Origin of the sequence: Brevibacterium sp. p3-SID960 (assembly GCF_025144725.1) — a bacterium.
GTDB lineage: Bacteria > Actinomycetota > Actinomycetes > Actinomycetales > Brevibacteriaceae > Brevibacterium.
Genome location: NZ_JALXKS010000005.1, coordinates 26,949 through 45,251, shown reverse-complemented (window position 1 = coordinate 45,251; position 18,303 = coordinate 26,949). Strand labels below are relative to the sequence as shown.

The window sequence follows — 18,303 nt, the reverse complement described above, 5'->3', positions numbered from 1 at the left end:
CCAGGTGCTCGAAAAGGTCAGTGGGCTTGGGGCCGGTGCGCGGCGGTATCGCGTCTCTGCCCTCAGTCGGCGCGGCGGGCGAAGAATGCGGCCATGACCGCGCCGGAGACGTTGTGCCAGACGGAGAACACCGCACCCGGCAGGGCGGCCAGCGGTGAGAAGTAGGTCGAAGCCAGGGTGGCGGCCAGGCCGGAGTTCTGCAGCCCGACTTCGAATGTCAGTGCGCGGCGCTCCGGTGCGCTCAGGCCGGTGAGCCGGCCGACGGCATAGCCCATGCCGAGGCCGAAGCTGTTGTGCAGGATGACCGCGGCGATGACGAGCAGACCGGCCGAGACGAGGGCGCCGGCGGAGCCTGCGACGACGATCGCCACAATGAATGTGATCGCCAGGGTCGACAGCCACGGCAGCACCGGCATGGTCTTATCGACGAGGCGACCGGCCAGGGCGCGGATGAGGACACCGGCGACGACCGGGACGAAGACGGTCTTGACGATCGACATCATCATCGCCGCGGCGCTGACCTCCATGAACTGACCGGCCAGCCACAGCGTCAGGATCGGGGTCAGCAGCGGGGCGAGCAGCGTCGAGCAGGTGGTGATCGTCACCGACAGGGCGACATCACCGCGGCCGAGGTAGGTCACGACGTTCGAGGCGGTGCCGCCGGGGGCGCAGCCGACGAGGATGACGCCGACGGCCAGCTCCGGCGGCAGGCCGAGGGCGGTGGCCACGAGCCAGCCGGCCAGCGGCATGATGATGTACTGGGCGCCCAGCCCGATCGCCACGACCCACGGCCGCTTGGCAATCCGGGTGAAGTCCGGCAGGGTCAGCGTCAGGCCCATGAAGAACATGACACCGCCGAGCAGCCACGGCACCGCCGCGGCCATCGGGGTGAAGGCACCGGGGGCGACGAAGCCGATGATGCCGCCGGCAAGGACGAGCAGCGGGAATACCGTCACCGCGATGCGGGCATTGCGGTCCTGGCGCGGGTCGCGGGCGATCGGCGGCTGCGCGGTCGCAGGGTCTGAGGCAGTGGAATCGTGCGGCTTCGTCATAGTCCCCGAGGGTGCCACGCGTCTCACCATCAGGCCAGTGCTGTCCGCACTGTGAGCGGGAATGATCGGCGTGCGCACACTGTTCGTTCGGATATGAAGCTCTCAGTTCTCGATCTCATCTCTGTGCGCGAAGGCCAGACGACCGGTCAGGCCCTGCGCGCCTCCAAGCAGCTCGTCGACACCGCCGACCGCCTCGGCTTCACCCGCTACTGGGTCGCCGAGCACCACAACATGCCCTCGGTCGCCTCTACGGCACCTGCCACCGAGCTTATGTACCTCGGCCAGGACACCGAGCAGATCCGGCTGGGCTCCGGCGGCGTCATGCTGCCCAACCATGCTCCGCTGGCGGTTGCCGAGCAGTTCGCGCTGCTGGCGGGCGCCTACGGCGACCGCATCGACCTGGGCATCGGCCGGGCACCGGGCACCGACCCGATCACCTCGGCAGCGATGCGCGGACACCTCGGCGAAGGCCGGATGGTCGACCGCGCCGGCAACACCCTCGATCCGGTCGAGCAGTTCCCGCAGCACATCGTCGACATCCTCAGCCTCTTCAGCCCTGGTGGTGCCGAGATCCCGATGTTCGGCGACAGGGTCCACCGGCTCTCACCGACCCCGAACCTCGATGCCGTTCCCGAGGTGTGGCTGCTGGGATCGAGCGGGTACTCCGCCCAGCTCGCCGCCGCCCTCGGCCTGCCGTACGTCTTCGCCCACCACTTCGCCGGCCGCGGCACCGAGACTGCGCTGGGGCTCTACCGCAGCGAGTTCACCGTCACCGAATACGGCAGTGCGCCGAAGACCTTCGTCACCGTCAACACGATCGCCGCCGAGACCGAAGAGGAGGCCTGGGAGCTCGCCGGGCCGTACCAGTACACGATGGCCAACCTGCGCGTCGGCGACCCGATGCGCCCGCTGCCGACCGTCGGTGCCCGCGTTGACGAGCTCATGACCGACGGGCATCGGAAGCTCGCCGAGCAGATGACCGCCCCGTGGGCGATCGGCACGCCCGAACAGGTTGCCGCCAAGCTGCGGGCCGATGCTGAGCGCTTCGGCGTCGACGAGATCATGCTCCAGCCGGTCGCCGGCTCCTATGAGTCCGATCCGCTCGATGCCGCACCGGCGCGGGTGCGCACCCTCGAGCTCGTCGCCGAGGCGTTCGCCGGCTGACCTGGCATGCGCCTCCAGTGGATGAGGGCGGTGAAGGCTGAGGCGACGGTCAGCGCGGTGCTGGCGACAGCCAGGACCACGATGTCCGGCGCCCACCTGCCCAGCTGCACAACGCTCAGACCTGTCACCGCGGGGATGCCGAGAATGAGACCGGCGAGCATGGCAGCGCTTCCCGTTGCAGAGACGGCGAGCGCGGTCACCGGTCGTCGCGGCCGGCCGCGCAGCTGCCGCAGCAGCGATACACCGGCACCGGCTGTCAGCACCGAAAGAGCGCCGAGCGCAATCGGGTAGACCGGGGCGTCCGCGCCCTCGGCTGGACCGGAATCAGGGACAGGCTGCCCTCCGGCGAGGAGCGAGGACAGGAACTGCGTCGATTCGGGCAGGTCTGCGGAACCGGGCTCGCCGTATGCGGATGCCATGAGCACCACGGCGCGATTGTCATCGGGCAGGATCTCGATCCGGGTGAAGGCACCGGGGACTGCTCCTGAATGATGGATGCGCTTCCAGGTGCGGCCACCGGCGTCGACCGTGTCGTAGTTCCAGCCGAATCCGTACATCGCTTCGCGGCGCGTGTCTGAGGCAGGCGCGTCTGCCTCAGTCGGGGTTGCGGCTGCCCGGGAATGGGCGTGGAAGATCCTCCCGCGAGCCGAGAGGTTCCATGCCGCCCAGTCGGTCAGTTCGTCGAAGGTCCCGCCGAAGTACCCGTAGCCCAGGCCAGCCGAGTCGCAGCGCTGCCCGGCGGGCATGCGCATGCCGAAGAACGGCACTGACCCGTTCTCGGTCTCCAGCGAGCAGCCGTGCGCCGGCACACCAGCCGGTGGGCCGAACGGCTCACCGGTGACGGATTCGACGACAGCCTGCAGCAGCAGGTAGTTGAGACTCGAATACTCATACGCGCTGCCATGACGGACTGCAGGTGCGTGAACCGGAAGTTCAGACACCACCTCGCGTGCGCTGGTGTCGGGACGGTCGACATCGGTCAGCGCGATATCGTGGCTCAGCCCACTCGTATGCGTCAGCAGCTGCCGAATGGTGATCTCCGAATACCCGGCTGGCAGATCCGGCACATGCCCGCCGAGCATGTCAGCCAGGCGCAGATCTCCTGACGCGATGAGCGCATCGACGCGCGACCCGGTGATGCCCTTCGACAGCGAGCCCCACCGCAGTGCTGTCGGCGGTGCGCCGGCGAGGTCACCGGCCCGCTGCTCGGCCACGATCCCGTCAGGGCCGACGACCGCGACGGCGATGCCGGGCGTATCGAGATCGGAGACCAGCCGGGCAAGACCCGCGTCGATCCCGCCGGTACGCTCAGCCCCGGCGATTCCACCATGCGGGGTGCGGGTCTCGCCTGCCAGCGCCGGCAGTGCGGCCGTGCCGAGTGCGAAACCGAGCGTCAGCGCGATCGCGACAGCGTGGAACTGGGGCCAGATGCGGCAGCGAAGAGCCATGCCTTCACGCTAGAACGCCACCGGCGGGGCCTGCGGTGGGGAAAACCCGACAATAGGGTCGGGTCTCCCGCTCAGATCAGTGCTTGCCCGCACCACCGGCTGCCCGGAGCCGAATCGAACGGGCGAGGTCATCGCGGCGCTCGATGAGCAGCCGGCGTTGAGCTGCCGGGGCATCCGCATGCGCTTCCAGCCACTCATCGGTCATCGCAAGCACCTCATCCGGGCGGATCGACCAGCTGGGGTAGAGCTCGTTGACGAGCCGACGGGCGATCTCGATCGACCGATCCCAGAAGCCTTCGAGCAGCCGGAAGTACTCCTCGACGAACGGCTCGGTGATCGGCAGCCCGGAGGACACGGTGAACCCGGCGATGCGCGCGGAGATGACGTCATTGCTCAGTGACTCATCAGTCGTCGCCGCAGTGAACGCCCGCTGCTTGGCGATCGGCAGCGGCCGGGCGGCCTCGGCGGTCAGGGCGTGCAGCCGGCCCGAACCGGTCTGGTCGACCGCCAGCGCCTCGTCGATATCGCTCACATCGGCCCAGCCGAGGGTCGCCAGCGCGGTGAGCGCATGCCAGCGCAGCGCATGGTCGATCGTCAGGCCCGGGAAGTCCGGGCGCATATCGGAGCCGGCTTCGACGGCGAGCATCGCCTGTGCCAGTTCCCGGCCGGCACGCACCGGCGGAGTCGACGTGCGGACCTGCGCGCTGCGCAGAACAAGTGAGAGCAGCGTGCGGGCCAGCGCCAGCTGCTCATCTGAACCCGGCTTCGAAGCCGCCAGCGCATCGAAGCTGACACCGAGCAGCCCGTCGAGGGCCGGGTCGACGAACCGCTCCGGCAGCCATTCATCAAGGGCGGTGAGCATCGTGCGCATGAGCGCAGCCGAGATCCCGGCATGAGTCTCGCGGCTGAGCGACCGGCTGTAGGCGGTGAGGAAGTCGGTGACCGGCAGCAGCCCGTCGCGCATCGCATTCGTCAGCGCCGACCACACCAGCGCCCGATCCATCGGATCAGCGAACCGGGACACATGCCTGAGCGCGGTCTGCGTGGACGTGTCATCGAGGTGGACCTTGACGAAGTCGTCATCACCATAGTTCAGCAGCAGCAGATCCGGGCGCGCGACGCCCACCAGATCCGGGACCTCGGCACGCGAGGAGTCGAAGTCGATCTCCCACGTCTGCGTGCGCGTGAGCATGCTGCCCTTGCGGACGAATCCGGCGAGCTGGAGCCGGTGCGGGCGCACCACCTCGGCGTCGGCGTCACCCGCACCCGAGGCGCCGGTCCCGGAGTTCTGCTGCACCACCTCGGCGGCGGTGATGGCGCCCTCGTCATCGGTCTCGATCTCCAGGCTGAGCTCGGAGACCCCGGTCGTCTTCAGCCATGCATCGGCCCAGGCGGCCAAATCGCGGTCCGGGGCGGCTGCCTCGAGCGCGGTGAGGAAGTCGGTCAGAGTCGCGGTGCCGAACTCGTGGGCACGGAAGTACCGGCGGGTGCCGGCCATGAAGGCGTCCTGGCCGACGTAGGCGACGAGCTGCTTGAGCACCGAGGCGCCCTTGGCGTAGGTGATGCCGTCGAAGTTGAGCTTGGCGGCCTCGACATCGGGGATGTCGGCGACGATCGGATGGGTCGTCGGATACTGATCCTGCCGGTACGCCCAGCCCTTGCGCTGCAGCGCAAAAGTCACCCAGCCGTCATCGAACTCGGTCGCCTCAGCCAGGGCGAGCCCGCCCATGTAGTCGGCGAAGGACTCCTTGAGCCACAGGTCATCCCACCACGCCATCGTCACAAGATCGCCGAACCACATGTGCGCCATCTCATGCAGGATCACGTTGGCGCGCGCCTCATAGGAGGCGCGGGTGACCTTGTCACGGAAGATGAGGGAATCGGTGAAGGTCACCAGGCCCGGGTTCTCCATCGCGCCGAGGTTGTACTCAGGCACGAAGATCTGGTCGTACTTGCCCCACGGGTAGGGGTAGTCGAAGTGCTCGTGGAAGAAGTCCAGGCCCTGCTTGGTGACGGTGAAGATCGACTCGGCATCCATGTGCTCGGCTACCGAGGCGCGGGTGTGGACGCCCAGTTCGATCGTCTGGCCGGTCTGCGGGTGCGTGTACGTGTCGGTTGCCGAGGCGTAGTGGCCGGCGGTCACACAGGTGATGTAGGAGGACTGCACGCCGGTGACGGCGAACTCGTGGCGCAGCAGCCCCTGGGCCGGTGCCGAGACGCTGGCGACCGGGGAGTTGCTGAGGACGGAGAAGTCCTTCGGCGCGGTGACGGTGAACTGGAATCGGGCCTTGAGGTCGGGCTGGTCGAAGTTGGCGAACACCCGCCGGGCGTCGGTGGGTTCGTACTGGGTGTAGAGGTAGACCTTGTCATCGGCTGGGTCGAAGTAGCGGTGCAGGCCCTCACCGGAGCGCGAGTACGGGCAGGCGGCGGTGATCTCCAGCCGATTCGCCCCGGCAGTGACGGGGAAGTGGACGCGGGCGCCGTCGAAGGCGGTGCGCGGGTTGAGCGGCTCATTGTTGATCGTGAGCGAGGACACCGAGTCGGCGATGAGGTCGATGAAGGTCTCACCGTCGCGCACGGCATCGAGATCGACGATCGTCGTCGAGGCGAACGTCTCCGCATCAGGATCTGCGGCCGCACTGAGATCGAGGTCGACGGTGTAGAGCTCGACGCTGAGCAGCTCCGAACGGGAGCGCGCCTGCGCGCGCGTGAGATTCGTGGTCATCTGTCCTCCTGTCGCCGAGTCCCAGCATGTCACATAACCGACCGTGCCGGGCAGGTGATCAATGGGATTCGCGACTGATCAATGGGATTCGCGGCACAGCGGAGGGGGACCGTCGCATCGGATGCCGGGACCGCTGGTGAGGCCGCCGAGGTCATCGGCCTGTCTGTCAACGTGCCCTGCCCAAGCCTGCGGAGACGGCGCCTGCCAGCCGCGAGCAGCTCGAACGGGCACTGCATCGCCCTTGGCCAGGACTCTCAGTCCGTGCTCCCGGTCCTGCCCGCCCGAGTAGACTCAGGATGTGCAGCCAGGCGACTGACGCTGGTCGGCTGGCTGATGGCCGCATTCGCCAGGGTCGAAAGGCAGGAGGAGAGTTGATGCAGCAGCAGTCGTGGGTCCGCCCGTCGAACTGGCCCCGCCATCTCGGCAGCGTCGCCGAGAACCGCTCGCGCATCGGCGCTCGCCGGATCCGCACGAACATGTCCCAGCTTCTGCAGGTCACCCTCGGCGCGACTGCCGCCTACGCGTTCTGCTACTTCGTCCTCGGCCACGAATACCCCTTCCTCGCAGCCGTCGCCGCAGCCATCGGCACCGGTGTGATGGTCGATCGCCGATTGCGCCGGGCGGTGGAGATCGGCTCCGGGGCCACCCTCGGCGTGTTGGCCGGCGAGGTGATGGTCCAGCTGTTCGGCCAGGGGATCATTCAGCTCATGATCGTGCTGTTCATCGGCCTGCTCATCGGCACGATGATCAACTCCGGGGGCATCTTCATCACCCAGATCGGGGTGCAGTCCGTCTATGTCGTCACCGTGCCCCCGGCGGTGGCCGCCCAGCCCTTCGACCGCACCATCGACGCCCTCGTCGGTGCGACCGTGGCGATCATCATGGCCCTCATCGTGCCTCATGATGCGCGCAAGGCCCCGCGCGACCGCGCCTCGGCGCTGCTGCAGGAGATCTCCGAACTGCTCATCGAAGCCGCCGATGCGCTCAAGCGCGCTGACGCGCAGGCTGCGGAGCGGACCCTCTCACGCGCCCGCGACACCCAGGCGATGATCGACTCCTGGCGCTCTTCGCTGCGGATCTCGCAGGAGGCTGCCCGCATCAACGCCCGCTCCCGCCGCTATGCCGCCGAGGTCACCCGCCTGGCGAAGGCCTGCGAGTACGCCGACCGGGCGATGCGGCTGGTGCGCGTCATCGCCCGTCGCATCCTCACGGTGGCCAAACTCGGCCAGCCGCACCCGGAGATGGCCGCTATCGTCGCCGACCTGGGCGAGGGCGCCAACCGGCTGCGCGTCGCGCTGCGCCGCGGCACCTCCCGCGTTCCGGCCGAGGAGTACCTGTCCCAGGTGGCCAGCAGGCTCGACCCCAAGGGCGAGGCCGTGCGCGACTCTCAGGACGAAACACTCGTGCTGCTGCTGCGCCCGCTGGCCACCGACCTGCTGCAGGCCGCCGGCATGACCGACGGTCACGCCCGCGAACAGCTGCCGACCCTGGAGGGCGACAGCTCGGAGGGCCCGCCGGTCGAGTGAACCGGGCCCAAGGCGGTGGTCACCGGTGCCGTGTGCGCACCCCGGTCTGCTGCTCGGCCGGTTCTGTTGCGCACCCGGTTCTGCTGCTCACCCGGTCTGCACGGCGAAAACAGCCAGCGTGCCGGGTTCGAGGGCCTCGAAGCTGTGGGCGGCATCGCCGGGAAAGCGCAGGTAGTCACCGGCGGCCAGTTCGATCGTCGCCTCCGCCACTGTCGCTCGGGCTGACCCGGAGCCGATGATGACGTGTTCGACGGTGCCGGCCTCATGCGGTTCGGAGTGCTTGACGGAGCCCGGCTCCGCGGTGATGAGGTAGAGGTCGCGACGGGCATGCGGCGGGCACGAACTCAGAAGCACCGCGGCATAGTCCGCCGAACCTGAGGCCAGCTGCGGCAGCTCCCCAAACCGGATGACCGACACCTCGGGAGCGGGCGGATCGAGCAGCTGGGCCAGCGGCACCTGGTAGGCCGTTGCCAGCGCCCACATCGTCTCGATGCTCGGGTTTCCGGCGCCTGCTTCGAGTCCGGACAGCGTTGACTTCGACACCGCCGCGCGCTTGGCCGCCTCCGACAGGCTCAGGCCAAGACGCGTGCGCTCACGGCGCAGGGCGGCAGCGATCTGGGGCAGCGGGGATGACGTCATGCGGCCAGTGTAATGGACGCCTGTTCGGTTTGACGAACACTGTGGGCTCGTGCACCATGTGCTCATGGTCCCGACTCCTGCCAGCAGCGCACTGCCCGCCAGCGCCTACCGCACCATCGCCGTCATCACCCTGACGATCTTCGCCGTCGCTGTCTCCTACGGCGCGATCTCCGGAGCCGCCGGGTTCCCCGTCTGGCAGACCCTCATGCTCGCCGTCTTCGCACTCGGCGGGGCGGCGGAACTCACCTTCGTCGGCGTCGTCGCCGCCGGCGGCGCACCAGTGCTCGCTGTGCTCGCCGGCCTGCTCGTCAACACCCGCAACCTGCCCTTCGGCCTCACCGTGGGCGCGTGGATCCCGCGAGACGGCCGATCGCTGCTCGCCGCCCATCTCGTCAACGATGAGACCGTCGCCTTCTCCCGCGCCCAGTCCACCGAACGCGCCCGCTGGCGCGGATTCCTCATCATGGGTGTGGCGATCTTCATCTGCTGGCCGATCGGCGCGGCCACCGGCCAGCTGCTCGGGCGCATCGTCGATGCCGCCGCCCTCGGCGTCGACGCCGCCTTCCCCGTCATCCTGCTGGCCCTCATCACCTCCGACCTCAGACACCGCATCACCGGCCCGGCCGCTCTGTTCGGCATGGCCATCGCCTTCGCGCTCACCCCGCTGCTGCCACTGGGCCTCGGCCCGGTCTCCGGGCTGCTCGCCCTGGTGCCGTTCGGCATCTGGGTGGCACTCCGCTCCCCAGGCGGTGGTCGCCGGTGAGCCCGCTCGTCTTCCTCATCAGCCTCGCCGGCTTAGCCGGCGGCACCTATCTGCTGCGCCTGACCGGTGTGCGCCTGGGCGGCATGACCCGCACCGCCGGGCCTGACGAGACTGCCCCGAGTCCTGCCCGCATCTGGCTCGACCGGTCTGCCGTCGTCCTCATCGCCGCCGTGGCGCTGACGACCGCGGTGTTCGACGGTCAGGAGCTGGCGGATCCGGCCCGGCTCATCGGTGTGGGCACCGGTGTTGCGGCGCTCATCTGCCGGGTGCCGATGCTCATCGCGGTGATCCTTGCCATGGCTGTGACCGGCGGGCTGCGGGTCTCCGGCTTGCTAGGCTGAGGGCATGCAGGTCCTCGCCAATATCCAGAGCCTTCTCTACCTGGCGATCGTCGTCGTCGCCTTCGTCGTCGAGATCGCCGCATTCCTCGATTCTCTGCGCTACAAGGACGAGGTCTACCGTGCTGCGGACAAGAAGTCGAAGGTGTTCTGGACGGTGCTGCTCGGCATCGCGGCCGTCGTCGGGTTCCTCGCGCTGCCGCTCGGTGGCGGCATGCGCTTCCCGTTCTTCCTCTCCCTGCTCGGCTTCGTCGCGGCGGCCGTGTACTTCGCTGATGTGCGCAAGGCCCTGCGCTCGGTCGACCCCCGGTTCCGCGGCCGATGACCAGCACTGCGGGAACCTCTGACCGCAACCGTCCCGGCCCTGAGACCGGCTATGTCTCGACCTTCGGAGACGGCAGTCCGGTGACACTGTTCGGTCACGGCTTCTCCGGCGCGATCCGCGACACCCGACCGTTCGCCACCGGCGTCGAGGGCACGCGTGCGCTCGTCAACCTCGGCGGCCACGGCGGCCGCCCCTCACCAGGACGCCCGTGGACGTATCAGACGATCGCCGATCAGCTCGCCGAGGCACTCGAGCGCACACAGGCCACCCGCGCGCTCGGCGTGTCGATGAGCGCCGGCGGCCTTGCCCGCCTCATCACCGGCAGGCACCCGGCAGCCACCGGTCTGGAGAAGGTCGCCTTCGTGCTGCCGGCCTCCTTCGACGGCTTTCCCGACCGCATCGCCGCACGCAACACCAAACACCTGGCGCTCATGCGCGGCCTGCTCGACGCCGGCCACCGGGACGACCTGTACGAGGCGCTGCTGGCCACAGAACCCGATGACCTCATCGTCCACAGGCCCGTCCAGGACTGGGTGCGGCAGAAGGTCGACGCGCTCTTCGACACCGACATGTCCGACGGTGTCGGCTTAGCCGGTGAGATCGCCGTCGACAGCCCGGCAGCTGCCGCTGAGTTCACCGGCGAGGTCCTCGTCCTCACGCACGAAGACGACCCCGCCCACCCCGTCGAGATGGCACAGCGCTACGCCGAAGCCTTCCCAGCAGCCGAGCTCGTCGTGCTGCCAGCCGGCTCGATCCTGTGGAAGGGCCGCTCAGAAGTCCGCCGCATCCTCACCGGCTTCTTCAACGACCAGGACACCTCACCGGCGTGAACATTGCGCTCATCAGCCTGCACACCGCCCCCGACGCCCAGCCCGGGCAGGGCGATGCCGGCGGGCTCAACGTCTACGTCCGCGCCACCGCCACCGAACTGGCCGCCCGCGGCCACCAGGTCGAGATCATCACCGCCGACCCCGCCCACACAGGCGACCCCGCCCACACAGGCGACCCCGCCCACACAGGCGACGCGGCAGCCGGGCACCGGGACCCCGCCCCCGAGGCACCGGTCGCCTGGGCCGCCAGCTCCCGCCTCGGGCCCGGGGTGCGGATCCACCGGCTGCGCACCCCGGCCCGGACCAAAGAGGACCTGCTGGCCCATCTCGATGCGATCGCTGCGGCGATGGCCGGGCTGCAGGAGCTGGCTGACTGCCAGCTCATCTGGGCGCACTACTGGATCTCTGCGGCTGCGGTGCTGCGGATGCGCTCAGCTCACCGCGCGGCCGCGACGTTCGCAGTGTCCTTCCACACGGTCGGCGCGGTCAAGGACCGCGACACCGGCAGCCAGCGCGAACCGGCTGACCGGCTTGCAGCCGAACCGTGGATCGCCGGTGTCGCCGACCTCGTCATCGCCAACACCCCAGCCGAACGCGGCGACATCATCGACCTGCTCGGTGCCCCACCGGCACGCGTCATCACAGCCGTGCCCGGCATCGACCACACCGTCTACACACCCGGAGACCGGCACGCCGCCCGCCGCTGCCTCGGGCTCGGAGCAGAACCCGTGCTGCTGGCCGTCGGGCGGATGCAGCACATCAAGGGCACCGACGTGGCGATCGCAGCGATGCAGCGGCTGCGAACCGAGCTACCCGAGGCGCGGCTGTACATGCTCGGAGCCGCCAGCGGCACCGATGCCCAGGCAGCCGGGGCGATGGCCGAGGCCGCAGCGGCCGAACCGGCGATCACCGTGCTGCCCCCGGAACCGGCCGAACGGCTGGCCGACTGGTACCGGGCCGCCGACGCGGTGCTCGTGCCCAGCCGCAGCGAATCCTTCGGCTTCGCCGCCGCCGAAGCCGCCGCCTGCGGTACGCCGGTCATCGCCGCGGCTGTCGGCGGGCTGCGCCACATCGTCACGCACAGCACCGGTGTCCTTCTTCACTCGCATGACCCGCAGATCTGGGCACAGGCGATCGCCAGGCTGCTCGGTGATGCCGCCCGGCAGCAGATGGCTGCCGCAGCTGCCGGGCAGGCGAGCCGGTTCACCTGGGAGCGCTGTGTCGATACTGTGCTTGCTGAGGTGTCCGGTGCGGGTGTGACGGCGTAGGCTGAGACCAGCAGTGTCGACCGTTTGAGGCAGGAGCTTGAGATGCGCACGACCGATCCGCTTGCCGCCGCTGACCGGCTGGTGACCTGGGCTGAGGAATCCGGGCTTGAAGTCGACCGGCTCGCCGACACCCACGCGGTCGTCAGCCTGCCGGGGGAGAAGAAGCTCAAGACGACTGTGTCGGTCAAGTGCAGCCCGCGCAGCATTGACCTGCAGGCCTTCGTCATCCGGCATGCCGATGAGAACCACGGCGAGTTCCACGCCTGGCTGCTGCACAAGAACTCCCGGCTCAAGGGCCTGGCGTTCGCCACCGACAAGCTCGGTGACGTCTATCTCAACGCCTCGGTTCCGCCGCGGGCCTGGGACGACGACCTCATCGACGAGATCCTCGGGAAGTTCCTCTCAGCCGCCGATGAGAGCTTCAATGAACTGCTCATCATCGGGTTCCTCACCTCGATGAAGAAGGAATGGGCGTGGCGGGTCACTCGCGGGGAATCGACGCGCAACCTCGCCGCCTTCGAACACCTGCTGGCCGAGGGCAACGAATACCTGGAGACGTGAGAGTCACTGATTCACCGCAATCTGGTATCAACCGCGGTTCTCACCAGCCAAGAGCCGAGCTGTTGCAGTTTTCGGCGATGCAGGGGCGCGGACGGAGAAGCCGCACGAGACAACTTCTCTGGAATCTGTCCTGGAGCATATGCCAGGAGTCACCATCGTCGATATGGGCAGGATGAGCAGCTTCGATATCAGAGACGCGCCGATGTGACGCGTCGTGACACATGCCGCCGCCGACCGCTGGGCCGCCTGACCTGCCGCCGATCCGCGCGGTGGCGCTGTGCCACAATGGAGGTATGACGTACAACCTTGTGCTGCTGCGCCACGGGCAGAGCGAATGGAACCAGAAGAACCTCTTCACCGGCTGGGTCGACGTGCCGCTGACCGAACAGGGCCGCGCCGAGGCCGCTCGCGCCGGTGAGCTGCTGGCAGAGAAGAGCCTGCTGCCCGAGGTGCTGCACACCTCCCGGCTCAAGCGTGCGATCATCACCGCCGACATCGCCCTCGAGCACGCCGACCGCGCCTGGATCGACGTCAAGCGCTCCTGGCGGCTCAACGAGCGCCACTACGGCGCGCTGCAGGGCAAGAACAAGAAGGAGATCCGCGACGAGTTCGGCGAGGAGCAGTTCATGACCTGGCGCCGGTCCTTCGACACTCCGCCGCCGGTCCTCGACGACTCCTCCGAATGGTCCCAGGCTGGCGACCCGCGGTATGCGAACCTCGGGGATTCGATCCCGCGCACCGAATGCCTCGCCGATGTCATCGTGCGCATGCTGCCGTACTGGTACGACTCGATCGTGCCGGATCTGCAGCTCGGCCGCACGGTGCTCGTCACCGCCCACGGAAACTCCCTGCGTGCCCTCGTCAAGCACCTCGACGGGATCTCCGACGCTGACATCCCCAGCCTCAACATCCCCACCGGCATCCCGCTGCACTACGAGCTCGACGAGAGCTTCGCGCCGCTCAACCCCGGCGGCACCTACCTTGACGCCGCGGCCGCAGAAGCGGCGATCGGCCAGGTCGCCAACCAGGGGCGCTGAACCACTCCAAGCAGTACTGGCGCCATCTCACCTCGCGAGCACAACCGCAGGTGAGATGGCGTCTTCGCGTCCCACCAGGCGGGTGTAGCCTCAGGGCATGAGCGTTCGCGATGTGTTCATCGCCCTCGGCGTTGTCGTGCTGTGGGGCATCAACTTCCTCTTCATCGACCTCGGCGTACAGGATTGGCCGCCGCTGCTGCTCGTCGTCGTACGCTTCCTCGTCATCATCTTCCCCGCTGTCTTCTTCGTCCCGTTCCCGCGCGGCCGCTTCGCCCGGGTGATGCTCGTGGGCCTGTTCATGTCCGCCGGCCAGTTCGGACTGCTCTACGTCGCCATGTCCCTGGGCCTGCCACCGGGCCTGGCCTCGATCCTTCTGCAGATGCAGGCGGTGTTCACCACGGTCATCGCCGTCATCGTGTTGCGCGAATGGCCCAGGGCTCGCACCGTCATCGGTGTCCTCATCGGCGTCGCCGGGCTTGCGGTCATCATCGCCGGGCGCACCGCAGGCGTCCCGGCCATCGCGGTGGTCGTCGTGTTAGGCGCGGCGCTGTCCTGGGGCATCGGCAACGTCGCCGCCCGCGGTGCCGAGGTCGGTGGGGTGAGCCTGACGATCTGGTCGGCGACCGTGGTGCCGATTCCGCTGTTCGTCCTCTCCCTCATCATCGACGGACCGGTCGCCGTCGGCACCGCGCTGGCGAACCCCACCTGGGGTGTCGTCGCATCGACGGCCTACACCGCGCTGTGTGCATCCCTCATCGGCTACGTCGCCTGGAACACGCTGCTCGGCCGCTACGCTGCCGCCGATGTCGCACCGTTCACCCTTCTCGTCCCCGTCGTCGGGGTCACCTCCGCGTGGGTGGTCAAGGGCGATGTGCCGACCGCCGCCGAGGTGGCAGGCGGCGGCCTGCTGCTGCTCGGGGTGGCCGTGACCACCGGGATCCTCGGCCGGCGACGCACACAGAAGCGTCAGGGCCGCACTCAGATCGAGTGCGACCCTGACGATGGTGGCGAGCCGGCGGGCAGCTGAGCCGCAGCTCAGCCGGCAGCCTCAGTCCTTGGCGGACAGATCCGGGACCCAGCTGCCGGTGAGCAGGTACTCGACCCGCTTGGAGACGTTGACGGCCTGATCGCCGAAGCGCTCGAAGTAGCGCGAGAGCAGGGTGATGTCAGCGATCTGGGCGGGCGAGAGGATGCCGTGGTCGGATTCGGCGATGAGCGCGAAGACTCGCAGGTGCAGCTGGTCGAGCTCCTCGTCGATGGCATTGATGAGCGGCACGCCGCGCAGGCCCGGGTTGTCGAGCAGCTGCTCCGTCTCCTCACCGATCCGGATCGCAGCCTCACCCATGCGCAGGAACACGTCCCGGAATCCCTCCGGCAGCGCCGGCTGCGGGTGGCGGATGCGCACCAGCGAGGCGACATGACGGGCGAGGTCGCCCATCCGCTCGAGGGCCACGCTCATCTTGAGTGCGGAGATGACGACACGCAGGTCAGCGGCAACTGGTGCCTGCAGCGCCAGCAGCTCAGCAGAGCGCTGGTCGAGATCGGCAGTCATATTGTCGATCTCGGTATCGGCGTCGATGACCTTCTCCGCCAGCTCCAGGTCGTTGTTCTCAAGAGCTTCAGTCGCTGAGCGCATCGCCTCGCTCACCTTGGCTGCCATTTCGACGAGCTCGTCGGCGATGTTCTCGAGCTCAGCCTTGAAGACCTCGCGCATTCGGAATGCTTCCTTTCAGATTGAAGCGTCAGACCCCTGGCGGCAGCGCATGTGCGGCTGCGGCCACGGGGCCGAGAATCGTTCCCACCTTCCCAGTCTGCAGTGAATCAGCACTGACGGCCGGGTGAACACTTCGCTAATGTCAGAACCGTCGTCATTATATCGGACCGGCCCGTCTTCAGCAGGCCCCTATGCTGGTGTGTGTGGAAGATCCGTTGTTCATAGCTGCACTGACCGGCCTCGTGGGTCTGGCGATCGGCATCGTCGCCATCATGGCGTTCCGGTTCTCCGATCGCACGCGCGATTCCGCCGATCTGCACTCGAACAACGAGCTCCCCGACGGCATCGCCGAGGTGCTCGCCGTGCTGCCGAGTGCGGCAATCGTCGTCGATGCCGGAAACGACGTCATCAAGGCCTCACCGGCCGCCTACACCTTCGGCCTCGTCCGCGGCCACCGCATTGCCGCCTCCGAACTGGCCGCAGTCATCGACCGGGTCCGCACCCGCGGGCTCATCGAGGAGATGAACTTCGAAACCCAGCGCGGCCGCTCCCGCCAGGCGCGGCGCCACCTCCACGCCCGCGTCGCCCCGCTCGGTGCCGCCTTCGTCCTCGTCCTGTGTGACGACCACACCGACGCCCACCGTTTGGAGGCGGTCCGCCGCGACTTCGTCGCCAACGTCTCCCATGAGCTCAAGACCCCCATCGGCGCGATCGCGCTCTTAGCCGAGGCGGTCACCGACTTCTCCGACGACCCCGAGGCTGTCGAGCGCTTCGGCGGGCGGATGCAGCGCGAATCCCACCGGCTGTCCCAGCTCGTCCAGGAGATCATCGATCTCTCAGCCGTGCAGGACCACGAAGCGCATTCCGGTGAGATCATCCCGGTCGCCGACATCATCGACGATGCCGTCGACCGTGCAGTCACCGCCGCTGATGCCAAGAACATCTCGCTCACCGTCGACTGCCCATCGGCCTGGGCCGTTGAAGGCAACCCGGACCTGCTGTCCAACGCGATCCGCAACCTCGTCGACAATGCCGTGAACTACTCCAACGCCGGCACGCAGGTCGGCATCGGGGTGAGGGTCAGCGACGAGCGGGTCTTCATCGCCGTCAGCGACCAGGGCATCGGCATGACCGACGAAGAGACCGAACGGGTCTTCGAACGCTTCTACCGCGTCGACCCGGCACGTTCCCGAGCGACCGGAGGGACCGGCTTGGGACTGTCGATCGTCAAGCACATCGTCGCCACCCACGGCGGCGAAGTGCGCGTATGGTCGAAGCCCAAGCAGGGATCGACCTTCACCGTGGTGCTACCGTTGGCTCACACCGAGGAGCATCCGGTGATCGCCGAGGCTGCCGAATCCGGCATCCTCATCGCCGACGAACCGGAAGCCCGCCCGGGCCCGGCACCGGCGAAGGAAGAAGACGGACGCGCCGTGGACGGCACGGTCGACCGTGAGACAACTGAAGAACAAAGGAAACAGACGACGTGACCCGCATTCTGCTCGTCGAAGACGAAGAGTCATTCTCCGACCCCCTGTCGTACCTGCTCGGCAAGGAAGGATTCGACGTCACCGTTGCCGCCGACGGCCTGGAGGCCATCGCCGAATTCGACCGGGCGGGCGCCGACCTCGTGCTGCTCGACCTCATGCTGCCCGGCGCATCCGGGACCGAGGTGTGCCGCCAGCTGCGCGCGAAGTCGAACGTGCCGATCATCATGCTCACGGCCAAGGACTCCGAGATCGACAAGGTCGTCGGCCTTGAGCTCGGTGCTGATGACTACGTCACCAAGCCGTACTCCTCCCGTGAGCTGCTCGCCCGCGTGCGCGCCGTGCTGCGCCGCAATGCCGAACCCGATGACCTCATGGACTCCGTCATCGAAGCCGGCGGGGTGCGCATCGACGTCGACCGGCATGTCGCAAGCGTCCGCGGGGAGGAGCTGTCCTTGCCGCTCAAGGAGTTCGAACTCCTGGAGATGCTCGTGCGCAATGCCGGCCGCGTCATGACCCGCGGCCAGCTCATCGACCGGATCTGGGGCCAGGACTACGTCGGTGACACCAAGACCCTCGATGTGCACATCAAGCGTCTGCGCGCCAAGGTCGAAGTCGAACCGTCCCACCCGCAGCTGCTCGTCACCGTCCGCGGCCTCGGGTACAAGTTCGAAGGCTGAGCCCAGCCGCCGGACCGGCCCCAGGGCGCCGAACCGCACTCACGCCCCGGGACCGGCCCACGGCGCTGAACCGGCCCACGGCACAGAAAGAGGGGAGGCAGAGCATCTGCTCTGCCGCCCCTTTGTGTGTCTGAGCGGATCAGGGGGCCGTAGCCGGCGACTCCTCCGGTCCGGGGGTCTCGACGACGCCGGTGGCGGAATCGTCACCGGGAGCGCCGGTGGGCTCGAGATCCTGGTAGTCAGGGTGGGCGCCGTTGAGCACCTGGGCGCGCACGATCTCGGTCTCACCGTTGATCGTCACCTCAACATCGACCTTGTCGCCGGGCTTGCCGCCGTAGTTCTCGGTCAGCAGCGGCTCGGACTCAGCAGCGGCGTTCTCCGGGTTCTGCACCCAGCGGCCGCCGGCCGGCACGGTCTCTGAAGCGGTGGCGGAGCCGACGGAGATCTCGACGTCGGCGTCCTGATCGGAATTGTTGACGACGGTGAAGAACACCTGTGCGACATCGTCGTCATTGGCGATGAGAAGCAGTCCGCGGACCTTGACCTGCTCGTTCTCGACGTTCCAGGCTCCGTCGCCGCCGTTGTACTGATACTCCGCGGTCTGCTGCGCCGACAGCAGGCTGGCACAGCCGCTGGCAGGGATCACGAGGGCGACGGCAGCGGCAGCGAGTGCCGCACGAGTGGACCGTTTCACGTTCAAGCTCCTTGGAGTGACGACGGAGTGAAATGACAGAATCACTGGATAT

At 68.1% G+C, this 18,303-nt stretch carries 18 protein-coding genes; 12 read left to right on the top strand and 6 right to left on the bottom strand.

Going from position 1 to position 18,303, the window contains the following annotated elements; all coding sequences use genetic code 11:
• Positions 1–62: 62 nt before the first annotated feature.
• The gene (locus M3B11_RS02475; protein ID WP_259875176.1) at positions 63–1,052 is read right to left on the bottom strand and encodes a bile acid:sodium symporter family protein; all 990 of its coding nucleotides are present in this window, start codon (positions 1,050–1,052) and stop codon (positions 63–65) included.
• A gap of 93 nt (positions 1,053–1,145) precedes the next feature.
• Between M3B11_RS02475 and M3B11_RS02470 the strand changes: the two genes are divergently transcribed.
• Positions 1,146–2,216, top strand: coding sequence for an LLM class flavin-dependent oxidoreductase (locus M3B11_RS02470; protein WP_259875175.1), 1,071 nt, complete (start codon positions 1,146–1,148; stop codon positions 2,214–2,216).
• On the opposite strand, the gene M3B11_RS02465 is transcribed toward M3B11_RS02470, so the two are convergent.
• Both M3B11_RS02465 and pepN read right to left on the bottom strand, forming a co-directional pair.
• Positions 2,138–3,664 (bottom strand): serine hydrolase, encoded by a 1,527-nt coding sequence (locus M3B11_RS02465; protein ID WP_259875173.1) that lies wholly within the window; start codon positions 3,662–3,664, stop codon positions 2,138–2,140. The genes M3B11_RS02470 and M3B11_RS02465 overlap by 79 nt on opposite strands.
• Before the next feature lie 76 nt (positions 3,665–3,740).
• On the bottom strand, positions 3,741–6,389 hold the full coding sequence (pepN, locus tag M3B11_RS02460) for an aminopeptidase N (protein ID WP_259875171.1): 2,649 nt from the start codon (positions 6,387–6,389) through the stop codon (positions 3,741–3,743).
• Positions 6,390–6,763: 374 nt separating this feature from the next.
• On the opposite strand from pepN, the gene M3B11_RS02455 reads away from it, so the two are divergent.
• Positions 6,764–7,915 (top strand): aromatic acid exporter family protein, encoded by a 1,152-nt coding sequence (locus tag M3B11_RS02455; RefSeq protein ID WP_259875169.1) that lies wholly within the window; start codon positions 6,764–6,766, stop codon positions 7,913–7,915.
• 87 nt (positions 7,916–8,002) lie between these two features.
• Here the strand turns inward: M3B11_RS02455 and M3B11_RS02450 are convergent, their stop codons facing one another.
• A complete protein-coding gene (locus tag M3B11_RS02450) occupies positions 8,003–8,554 on the bottom strand; it encodes a helix-turn-helix domain-containing protein (protein WP_259875167.1) in 552 nt (183 codons plus the stop codon).
• Positions 8,555–8,618: 64 nt separating this feature from the next.
• Here M3B11_RS02450 and M3B11_RS02445 point away from each other — a divergent pair, with 64 nt between their 5' ends.
• The 8 genes from M3B11_RS02445 (at position 8,619) to M3B11_RS02410 (ending at position 14,703) form a co-directional block, all read left to right on the top strand.
• Positions 8,619–9,317, top strand: a complete 699-nt coding sequence (locus tag M3B11_RS02445; protein ID WP_259875165.1) for an AzlC family ABC transporter permease — start codon at positions 8,619–8,621, stop codon at positions 9,315–9,317.
• Positions 9,314–9,658 carry an AzlD domain-containing protein gene (locus M3B11_RS02440; protein WP_191726417.1) on the top strand — a complete coding sequence of 115 codons (345 nt, stop codon included), beginning with the start codon at positions 9,314–9,316 and terminating at the stop codon, positions 9,656–9,658. Before M3B11_RS02445 ends, M3B11_RS02440 begins: the two co-directional genes overlap by 4 nt.
• Positions 9,659–9,662: 4 nt before the next feature.
• Complete coding sequence (locus M3B11_RS02435) at positions 9,663–9,980, top strand: DUF2516 family protein (protein WP_175293843.1); 318 nt, start codon at positions 9,663–9,665, stop codon at positions 9,978–9,980.
• The gene (locus tag M3B11_RS02430; RefSeq protein WP_259875162.1) at positions 9,977–10,810 is read left to right on the top strand and encodes an alpha/beta fold hydrolase; all 834 of its coding nucleotides are present in this window, start codon (positions 9,977–9,979) and stop codon (positions 10,808–10,810) included. Before M3B11_RS02435 ends, M3B11_RS02430 begins: the two co-directional genes overlap by 4 nt.
• A complete protein-coding gene (locus M3B11_RS02425; RefSeq protein WP_259875160.1) occupies positions 10,807–12,078 on the top strand; it encodes a glycosyltransferase in 1,272 nt (423 codons plus the stop codon). The genes M3B11_RS02430 and M3B11_RS02425 overlap by 4 nt, the downstream gene beginning before the upstream one ends.
• 42 nt (positions 12,079–12,120) lie before the next feature.
• Positions 12,121–12,639 carry a YbjN domain-containing protein gene (locus M3B11_RS02420; RefSeq protein ID WP_259875158.1) on the top strand — a complete coding sequence of 173 codons (519 nt, stop codon included), beginning with the start codon at positions 12,121–12,123 and terminating at the stop codon, positions 12,637–12,639.
• Positions 12,640–12,932: 293 nt separating this feature from the next.
• The gene (locus M3B11_RS02415) at positions 12,933–13,676 is read left to right on the top strand and encodes a phosphoglyceromutase (protein WP_217006324.1); all 744 of its coding nucleotides are present in this window, start codon (positions 12,933–12,935) and stop codon (positions 13,674–13,676) included.
• 97 nt (positions 13,677–13,773) lie between these two features.
• Complete coding sequence (locus M3B11_RS02410) at positions 13,774–14,703, top strand: EamA family transporter (RefSeq protein ID WP_259875156.1); 930 nt, start codon at positions 13,774–13,776, stop codon at positions 14,701–14,703.
• A gap of 21 nt (positions 14,704–14,724) precedes the next feature.
• Here the strand turns inward: M3B11_RS02410 and phoU are convergent, their stop codons facing one another.
• Entirely contained in the window at positions 14,725–15,390 is a 666-nt protein-coding gene (gene phoU / locus M3B11_RS02405) for a phosphate signaling complex protein PhoU (RefSeq protein ID WP_165883654.1), read from the bottom strand.
• Between the two features lie 203 nt (positions 15,391–15,593).
• Here phoU and M3B11_RS02400 point away from each other — a divergent pair, with 203 nt between their 5' ends.
• A complete protein-coding gene (locus M3B11_RS02400) occupies positions 15,594–16,880 on the top strand; it encodes a cell wall metabolism sensor histidine kinase WalK (RefSeq protein WP_259875154.1) in 1,287 nt (428 codons plus the stop codon).
• A complete protein-coding gene (locus tag M3B11_RS02395) occupies positions 16,877–17,557 on the top strand; it encodes a response regulator transcription factor (protein ID WP_259875152.1) in 681 nt (226 codons plus the stop codon). Before M3B11_RS02400 ends, M3B11_RS02395 begins: the two co-directional genes overlap by 4 nt.
• 139 nt (positions 17,558–17,696) lie before the next feature.
• Here M3B11_RS02395 and M3B11_RS02390 read toward each other — a convergent pair whose 3' ends face one another.
• On the bottom strand, positions 17,697–18,251 hold the full coding sequence (locus tag M3B11_RS02390; protein WP_259875150.1) for a hypothetical protein: 555 nt from the start codon (positions 18,249–18,251) through the stop codon (positions 17,697–17,699).
• Positions 18,252–18,303: the final 52 nt, after the last annotated feature.

Excerpts from the sequence above, each read along its gene's own strand:
- M3B11_RS02470 (WP_259875175.1), top strand. The coding sequence starts at position 1,146 with ATGAAGCTCTCAGTTCTCGATCTCATCTCTGTGCGCGAAGGCCAGACG.
- M3B11_RS02455 (WP_259875169.1), top strand. The coding sequence starts at position 6,764 with ATGCAGCAGCAGTCGTGGGTCCGCCCGTCGAACTGGCCCCGCCATCTC.
- phoU (WP_165883654.1), bottom strand. The coding sequence starts at position 15,390 with ATGCGCGAGGTCTTCAAGGCTGAGCTCGAGAACATCGCCGACGAGCTC.
- M3B11_RS02415 (WP_217006324.1), top strand. The coding sequence starts at position 12,933 with ATGACGTACAACCTTGTGCTGCTGCGCCACGGGCAGAGCGAATGGAAC.
- pepN (WP_259875171.1), bottom strand. The coding sequence starts at position 6,389 with ATGACCACGAATCTCACGCGCGCGCAGGCGCGCTCCCGTTCGGAGCTG.
- M3B11_RS02450 (WP_259875167.1), bottom strand. The coding sequence starts at position 8,554 with ATGACGTCATCCCCGCTGCCCCAGATCGCTGCCGCCCTGCGCCGTGAG.
- M3B11_RS02465 (WP_259875173.1), bottom strand. The coding sequence starts at position 3,664 with ATGGCTCTTCGCTGCCGCATCTGGCCCCAGTTCCACGCTGTCGCGATC.
- M3B11_RS02430 (WP_259875162.1), top strand. The coding sequence starts at position 9,977 with ATGACCAGCACTGCGGGAACCTCTGACCGCAACCGTCCCGGCCCTGAG.
- M3B11_RS02410 (WP_259875156.1), top strand. The coding sequence starts at position 13,774 with ATGAGCGTTCGCGATGTGTTCATCGCCCTCGGCGTTGTCGTGCTGTGG.
- M3B11_RS02445 (WP_259875165.1), top strand. The coding sequence starts at position 8,619 with ATGGTCCCGACTCCTGCCAGCAGCGCACTGCCCGCCAGCGCCTACCGC.
- M3B11_RS02420 (WP_259875158.1), top strand. The coding sequence starts at position 12,121 with ATGCGCACGACCGATCCGCTTGCCGCCGCTGACCGGCTGGTGACCTGG.
- M3B11_RS02435 (WP_175293843.1), top strand. The coding sequence starts at position 9,663 with ATGCAGGTCCTCGCCAATATCCAGAGCCTTCTCTACCTGGCGATCGTC.
- M3B11_RS02475 (WP_259875176.1), bottom strand. The coding sequence starts at position 1,052 with ATGACGAAGCCGCACGATTCCACTGCCTCAGACCCTGCGACCGCGCAG.